Genomic DNA, 8,227 nt, shown 5'->3' with positions numbered 1-8,227 from the left:
ACTATCAATGTTGACTGAGCGACCGCATTCGCGGGCAAGCCCGCTCCCACATTTGTTTTTTGTTCGGCTGAAAAATATCATCAGACTTACGCATCACATTCAAACCAATACATACCTATTTTTTATAATTAACTTATAACTAATCGGACTTTTACGCCCGGCATTTATACAAATACTGTTACATCCAGTACCGACCCCTGACCAGGTGGAGGCCCAATTTTGCCTAAACCGTCAACCACCTCAGGGGTCCATCATGAGTCCTACCGCCGTACCCAATCGCCTGGCACTGGCCATCTCCCTCGCCCTGTTCGGCCTCGCCGTTCACGCCGACGACGCCGCCCTGCCGGTGGTCAATGTCACCGCCGAGCACCGCAGCGAAGACCTGCAAAAAACCCCGCTGGCGATTTCCGCGTTTGATGAAAAGGCCCTGGAAGACAAGCAGATCAACAGCGTGCGCGACCTCTCGGGCCAGGTGCCGAACCTGACACTCAGCCGCCAGTCGATCTCCTACAGCGCGCAGACCTACGGCATTCGCGGTATCGGTGAAACCGACCCGATCCAGGAAGCCGCCGTCGCCGTGTATGCCGATGACCTGTACATCCCGCGTGCGATTTCGTCGATGCTCGACTTCAACGATGTGGAGCGTGTCGAAGTGCTGCGCGGGCCTCAGGGCACCCTGTACGGACGCAACAGCAGCGCCGGCGCGATCCGCGTGATCACCCGCGACCCGACCCAGGAAACCCGTGGTTTTGTAGAGCTGGGCGCCGGCAACTACGACGCGCAGAACGCACGCCTGCTGATCAGCGGCCCGCTGGTGGACAACGCGCTGTTCGGCAGTTTCTCGGCGATCCGCCTGAGCCGCGACGGCACCGTCTCCGACCCCACCCGGGGCAAGGATGTAAACAACGTCGACATCCAGTCCTACCGCGGCAAGCTGCGCTACAAGCCGGTGGATTCGCCGTGGGATGTGCAACTGACCCTGGCCGGTACCTTCGACCGGGGCGACACCACCAGCTACACGCCTTTCGACGCCAACGGGCATTTCGACAAGTTCAAGAGCTACAGCAGCCTCGACCCGAAAAACCGCCTGGACCAGGGCAGCTCGGTACTGCGGGCGATTTACGCGATCAATGACAACCTGAACTTCAAGTCGGTGACCGCCTACTCGGCGTTCCACCAACCGGTGGACTACGACAACTCAGGGCAAGCCGCGCTGATCCAGAACAACCTGATCCTGTACAAGCAAAACTATGCGACCCAGGAGTTCCAGCTCAACGGCGACTACGACGATTTCAGCTTCAGCACCGGGGTGTACCTGTACCGCGAGAAGTTCGACGCCGACCGCGACAACCTTACCTATTCCATCGCCCGCAATCGGGTGATCGGCCAGGGCCAATACAGCACCACCAACACCGAAAGCTATGCGCTGTATGGCCAGGGCACCTACAAGCTGACGCAACAACTGTCGCTGATCGCCGGCCTGCGCTTTACCCGCGAGCACAAGAATTTCGACTTCACCAACTACGCGATCAACACCGACCGGCAAATCACCGGCACCAACTTCACCGCCGAGTCGAGCAAATCCTGGCAGTCCACCAGCCCGAAGATCGGCTTCGAATACGCCTGGACCCCGCACCTGAACCAATACGCCTACGTCGCCAAGGGTTTCAAGGCCGGTGGCTACGACAACCGCGCCCCCACCCAGGCCGCCGCCGAACAGGCGTTCTCCCCGGAAGACGTGACCACCTGGGAAACCGGGGTCAAGGGCGACTTCTTCGACCAGCGCCTGCGGGCCAACGTCGCGCTGTTCTACAACGACTACAAAGACCTGCAAACCAACGCCTATGACCCGGCGCTGGGGGTGAGCCTGCGCACCAACGTCGGCCGTGCCCACACCTACGGCGTAGAACTGGAAACCCTCACCGCCCTGAGCCGCGACCTGCAACTGACCGCCAACGTCGGCTACCTGCAAAGCAAGTACGACGACTTCCAGAACGCCAGCGGTGCCGGGGTGGATGCCAACGGCAAGCAACTGGTGTTCTCGCCACGCTGGAACGCGAGCGTTGGCCTGAACTACACCATCCCGGCCGGGCTGCCGGGCATCTGGCTGGCAGGCACCGATGCGCAGTTCCAGACCAAGTCCTACGCCAACGCATTGAACGACGACATCCAGGAAATCCCGCAACAGACCTTCTGGAACGCCAACACCCGCTACATCAGCGGCGACGGCCACTGGACCACCACCCTGGCGGTGAAAAACCTGCTGGACCGCGCCTACCCGCAGTCGGTGGGCTACGTGCCCTCCAGCGGCGCCCGCTACTACTCGGTCAACGACCCGCGAACCCTGTTGCTGACCGTGCGCTACGACCTCTGACAAACCGCTATCTCAAGGAGCGAATCATGGCTTTTACCCGCAGGGAACTGATTTCCCGTATTGCCGCCGTGGGCGGTTATTCCGCCGCTGTCAGCGCATTGGGCGCGCTGGGGTTGACGCCTCAGGCGGTGGCATCGAGCTTTACCCCACTGCAATTGGGCAGCACCGGCAAAGGCAAGCAGGTGGTGGTGGTCGGCGCCGGGATCTCCGGGCTGGTCAGCGCCTATGAGCTGCGCAAGGCCGGGTTCAACGTGACGATCCTGGAAGCCCGCGACCGGGTGGGTGGACGCAACTGGACCCTGCGCCGAGGCACCAAGGTCGATTTCGACGACGGCGTCAGCCAGACCGTCGACTTTGATGACGGGCAGTTTTTCAACGCCGGCCCCGCGCGTATTCCCAGCCACCACCAGACGATCCTCGGCTACTGCCGCGAGCTGGGTGTGGAGCTGCAAGTACTGGTCAACAGCAGCCGCAACGCCCTGGCCCGGCCGGATACGCAGCAACCGGCGTTCCAGTTGCGCCAGGCGGTCAATGACACCCGTGGCCAGCTCTCGGAACTGCTGGCCCGCACAGTCAGCCGCAAGGCGTTGGACCAGGACCTGAGCGTGGATGACCGCAAGGCGTTGCTGAGTTTCCTCAAAGTGTACGGCGACCTCAACGGCGACCTGCAATACAAGGGTTCGGTGCGCTCCGGCTACACCCGCGTGCCCGGCGCCGGCGACCAGACCGGCGTGACCCGCGCGCCGCTGGAGCTGCAGACCCTGCTCAATCCCAAGCTGTGGGGCGCACTGGTGTTCGATGAAATCCCGGAGTTTTCCTCCACCATGTTCCAGCCGGTGGGCGGCATGGACCGCATTCCGTATGCCTTCTACGAGCATCTGAAAGATGCGGTGCGCTTCAACGCCGAAGTCAGCGATATCCAGACCTCGGAGCAAGGCAGCCGGATCACCTACCGCGACCGCATCAGCGGCAAGACCCAGGTGCTGAGTGCCGACTACGCGATTGTCACCGTGCCCTTGCCGCTGCTGGCCAAGCTGCCAACCAACTTCACGGCACCCTTCAAGCAGGCGATCCAGACCGCGCAAAGCGACCAGGCCAACAAGGTGGCCTGGCAGGCGCCGCGTTTCTGGGAAACCGACTTCAACATCTACGGCGGCCTGTCGTACCTCGACCATGAAGTCAAAGGCCTGTGGTACCCCAGCGACCGCCTCAACAGCGCCCAGGGGATTCTGGTGGCGGCCTACAACACCAGTGAATCGGCCCAGGCCTTCAGCCAGAAATCCCTGGCCGAACAGTTCGCCTCCTCACGCCAGGCGGTGGAGCTGTTGCACCCCGGCCACAGCGCCAAGCTGCAAAAACCGGTGGCGATCAACTGGTCGAAAGTCAGCTACAGCAAGGGCCCGTGGATCGTCAACGACGAGGTCGGCGAAAGCGCCTACCGCCTGCTCAACGAGCCCCAGGGCCGCACGTACCTGGCCAGCGACGCCCTCGCCCACGGCGGCGTCGGCATCTGGCAGAACAGCGCCGCCGATTCGGCGCGGCGCATCGTCTCGCTGATCGGCCGGCATGCCGAACGCCAGCAACCGGGCGTCGCCGCCTGACTTTTCTCTCTCAAGGAATGAACCGATGAAGACGCTTTTTGCAGGACTGCTGATGACCGCCACCACCCTTGCCGCCCACGCCGATGAGATCAAGCGCGTGCCGCTGCCGAACTCGAATTTCCCTATCTCGTTGGCGGTGTCGGTACCGCCGCAGACCGAGCTGCTGTTTGTGAGTGGGTTGCTGGCCGACCTGCATGACCCCAAGGCGCCGAAAGACTCGTTTGCCGCCTATGGCGACACGGCCATCCAGACCACGTCGATCCTCAACAAGCTCAAGGGTGTGCTGCAAAGCCAGGGCCTGGATTTGGGAGATGTGGTGCAGCTGCGGATATTCCTGGTGGGCGATCCAGCCAAGGGCGGCAAGCTCGACTTTGCCGGGTTGCAGGAAGGCTACACGCCGTTTTTCGGCAGTGCCGAGCAGCCGAAAAAACCGGCGCGCACCGCGGTGCAAGTCGTCGCGCTGCCATTGCCCGGCGGGCTGGTAGAAATCGAAGCGGTTGCCGCGCGCAAACGCTGACAGGGACATCACTCGAGACCAAGGAGCTCCACTCTCATGCGAAAATTCAACTGGCTGACGGCACCTTTGTGGCGAGGGAGCTTGCTCCCGCTGGGGCGCGCAGCGGCCCTGAAGCCTGACTCCGCAATTTCCTCGGAAGACCGTATTGGGGCTGCTACGCAGCCCAGCGGGAGCAAGCTCCCTCGCCACAGCAAGCTTCCTCACCACAGCAAGCTCCCTGGCCACAGCAAGCCTACTCGCCACAGCAAGCTCGCTCACCGTAAAAGGCTACATCGGTACAATCATCTGAAACTCCTGCCGCTCTCGCTGGCGTGCGGCCTGGCGTCCTTCGGCGTCGAATCTGCCGAAGACCGCTCCCCCACCCTCGACACCGTGGTGGTCACCGGCAACCGTGGCGCCGAACAACGCACCGTCACCACCAGCCCCACGCCGATTGATGTGATCAGCGGCGAACAGCTTCGGGCCGTGGGCAAGCCGAGTTTGCTGGAGGCATTGGGCAAGCTCATCCCCTCCTTCAACCTGCCCGACCGCGCCGGCTGGGATGCCAGCGGCGTGGTGCGTTCGGCCACCCTACGCGGCCTCACCGCCTCTCACGTACTGGTGCTGGTCAACGGCAAACGCCGCCATACCAGCGCCACCCTGAACATCAACGGCATCAACAGCGGCGCGGCCCCCAGCGACCTCGACCTGATCCCGGTGGCTGCCATCGACCATGTGGAGGTGCTGCGCGACGGTGCAGCGGCGCAATACGGCTCGGATGCGATTTCCGGGGTGATCAACATCATCCTCAAGCAGACCACCGGCGGCAGTTCCGACACCACCCTGGGGCAGAACTACGACGGCAAGCGCGGCACCGGCCAGGAGGCGCTTAACTATGGCTTCCAGGTGGGTGAAGCCGGGGTGCTCAACGTGTCCCTCGACACCCGCTACCAGGAGCGCGACAACAAGGCCGGCAGCAACGGCTACAGCAGCCATTACTACCCGCTGGCGGACGGTTCCCCCGACCCGCGCGAAGCCACCTCCAGCCACCACACCTACAAAGGCTACGGCTCGCCCCGCAGCCAGTTGGGCGATGTGGCGTACAACCTCGACCTGCCGCTGAACGACAACCTGACGCTGTACTCGTTTTCCACCCTGGCCACCCGGGAGAACAACGACGGCCAGAACTTCCGCCTGCCCAACGGCCGCAACACCATCACCACCGGGCCCAATGGATACCCCGATGGCTACAGCCCGTACTGGCTGGTCAACGAGACGGACTTCCAATCGGCTTTCGGCGCCAAGGGCAACGACCTTGGCGGCGGCTGGGGTTGGGACCTGAGCAGCACCTACGGGCGCAACTACGCCAAGCAGCGCACCTACGACAACCAGAACCCGTCCCTGGGCGAAAGCACACCGAACAAGTTCACCTCCGGGATCTACATCGCCGACCAGCTCACCACCAACCTCGACCTGAAAAACACCTACGAGATCGGCCTGGCCAAGCCGCTGGACGTGGCGTTCGGCCTGGAGCACCGGCGCGAGAGCTACGAGACCCGCGCCGGCTCAGAGGCTTCCTATATCGATGGCGGCTACGTGTTCCCAGCAGGCCATCCGCGTGCCGGGCAGCGTCCCGATCCGGGGGCCCAGGTCACCAACGGCATCCGTCCGGAAGACGCGCAGAAGGTCAGCCGCAACAGCGTCGCCAGCTATGTCGACCTCGGGTTCTACCCCACCGAGCAGTGGTACGTCGGCGTGGCCGGGCGCTACGAGCATTACAACGAAGGCGTCGGCGGTACCCGCAGCGGCAAGCTCAGCACGCGATATGCGTTCAACCCGGTGTTCGCCCTGCGCGGCACCGTGAGCAACGGCTTTCGCGCACCGTCCCTGGCCAACGAGATCTTCACCGCACGCTCCACCGGGTTCGACACCATCAATGGCGTGTACCAGTCGTATAACTACGTGATCCTGCCGGTGGATTCCGCCGGCGCCCAGGCATTGGGTGCCAAGTCACTGAAGCCGGAGCGCTCGACCAACTTCAGCCTCGGTTTCGCCGTGACCCCAAGCGATGACTTGAGCCTCACAGTGGACGGCTACGTGATCAACCTGCGGGACCGCCTGGTGCTCAGCGAACGCTTCCAGGGCCCGGGCATTGCCTCCCTGTTGGACAGCATCGGCGTACCGGCCACGGCGGGCGCGCAGTACTTCACCAACGGCGCCAACACCCGCACCTCCGGGGTGGACGTGGTGGGCAACTACCGGCAGAACCTCGACCGCTACGGCTCGGTGAAATGGACGGCGGCGCTGAACTACAACCACACGCAGATCCTCAGCGTCAACGACACCCCGGCGCAGCTCGCCGCCCTGGGCAACTTCCAGTTGATGGGTCGCCAGTCACGGGCACTGATCACCAAGACCTCACCCAGCAGCAAGATGATCTTCTCCGCCGACTGGGCGATCCACGACTTCGACGTCAACCTGCGCCTGACTCGCTACGGCACCTACACCGAGGTCAACAGCTCCAGCGACGCGAGCCTGGACCGCACGTATTCGGCCAAGTGGATCACTGACCTCGACGTGGCCTACGCGATCAGCAAACAGCTGACGGTGGCCGTAGGTGCGCAGAACCTGTTCGACAAATACCCGGATCACATCGGCGTGAAGAACTCGTCGTTCGGCGATAACTGGGGCAGCTATTCGCCGTTCGGGTTTACCGGCGGGTATTACTACAGCCGGGTGCAGTACGCGTTCTGATTCAACAACCGCCAGCCAGGCGTTCACGCAGGAACTCGATCAACGCCTGCACCGGGCGCGAGCTCTGGCGGTGCTGGGGGTAAACGGCGGAAAGGGTCAGGGGTTCGGGCGCGCAGTCTTCCAGCAGCGTCACCAGGCGGCCGTCCTGCAAGGCCTGGGCAACGATAAAATTGGGTAGGTAGGTGATGCCCAACCCGGCCACGGCGGCATCCCGCAGCAACTCACCGTTGTTGACCCGCATGCGCCCGCTGACGTTGCGGGTGTGGGGTTTGCCATCGACCTTGAAGTGCCATTGCACCTGGCGACCATGGCCGTAAGGCAGGCATGCGTGATCGGCCAGGTCATCGGGCCTCTGCGGCGTGCCGTGGCGGGCCAGGTAGTCGGGACTGGCGCAATAGACGCGCTGCACACTGGCGATGCGTCGGGCGATCAGGGTCGAATCCTCGAGGGTGCCGATGCGCAGCACCAGGTCGTAGCCCTCGCTGATGAGGTCTACCGGGCGGTCGCTGAGGTCCACTTCCACGGTGACGTGAGGGTGGCGTTGCAGGAACAGCGGCAACAGGCAACCCAGGTGCGCCATGGCAAACGACAACGGCGCGCTCAGGCGAATGGTGCCTCGGGGCTCGGTGTTTTGCCCGGCGATGCCCTGCTCCACTTGCTCGACTTCACTGAGCAGGCGCAGGGCGGATTCGTAGTAACTCTGGCCCAGCGGCGTGACATCCAGGCGGCGGGTGGAGCGGTTGAGCAGGCGTACGCCGAGGCGCTCTTCCAGCTGGATCAGGCGGCGGCTGACAAACTGCTTGGACAGGCCAAGATGCTCGGCGGCAGCGGTGAAACTGCCGGATTCCATGACCTGGCAAAACAGGCGCATGTCTTCGAAGGGGTTCATTGTCGCTTCTCGGTGGACGCTGGGCTGTTTTATAGCCGGTCAGTCGCCACACCACAAATCAAAATGTGGGAGCGGGCTTGCTCGCGAAGGCGGTGGGTCAGTCGGTACATGTA

At 63.1% G+C, this 8,227-nt stretch carries 5 protein-coding genes; 4 read left to right on the top strand and 1 reads right to left on the bottom strand.

All coding sequences use genetic code 11. The features are described 5' to 3' along the window. Window positions 1-253: 253 nt before the first annotated feature. From ACW9I6_RS28315 to ACW9I6_RS28300, 4 genes are read left to right on the top strand one after another with little or no spacing between them, the layout of a single operon-like run. On the top strand, window positions 254-2,374 hold the full coding sequence (locus ACW9I6_RS28315) for a TonB-dependent receptor (protein WP_457340085.1): 2,121 nt from the start codon (window positions 254-256) through the stop codon (window positions 2,372-2,374). Between the two features lie 26 nt (window positions 2,375-2,400). Beyond that, window positions 2,401-3,975 carry a flavin monoamine oxidase family protein gene (locus ACW9I6_RS28310; RefSeq protein ID WP_008434613.1) on the top strand — a complete coding sequence of 525 codons (1,575 nt, stop codon included), beginning with the start codon at window positions 2,401-2,403 and terminating at the stop codon, window positions 3,973-3,975. Between the two features lie 25 nt (window positions 3,976-4,000). Continuing rightward, window positions 4,001-4,492 (top strand): RidA family protein, encoded by a 492-nt coding sequence (locus ACW9I6_RS28305; RefSeq protein ID WP_093197996.1) that lies wholly within the window; start codon window positions 4,001-4,003, stop codon window positions 4,490-4,492. Between the two features lie 36 nt (window positions 4,493-4,528). Then, window positions 4,529-7,225 carry a TonB-dependent receptor plug domain-containing protein gene (locus tag ACW9I6_RS28300; protein ID WP_457340084.1) on the top strand — a complete coding sequence of 899 codons (2,697 nt, stop codon included), beginning with the start codon at window positions 4,529-4,531 and terminating at the stop codon, window positions 7,223-7,225. Between the two features lies 1 nt (window position 7,226). On the opposite strand, the gene ACW9I6_RS28295 is transcribed toward ACW9I6_RS28300, so the two are convergent. Then, complete coding sequence (locus tag ACW9I6_RS28295) at window positions 7,227-8,114, bottom strand: LysR family transcriptional regulator (protein WP_177067613.1); 888 nt, start codon at window positions 8,112-8,114, stop codon at window positions 7,227-7,229. Between the last annotated feature and the right edge of the window lie 113 nt (window positions 8,115-8,227).

It is taken from the genome of Pseudomonas sp. SDO5522_S412, from assembly GCF_054071215.1.
Note: the sequence above shows the minus strand (reverse complement) of the source record. Positions and strands in the feature narration are given on the sequence as shown.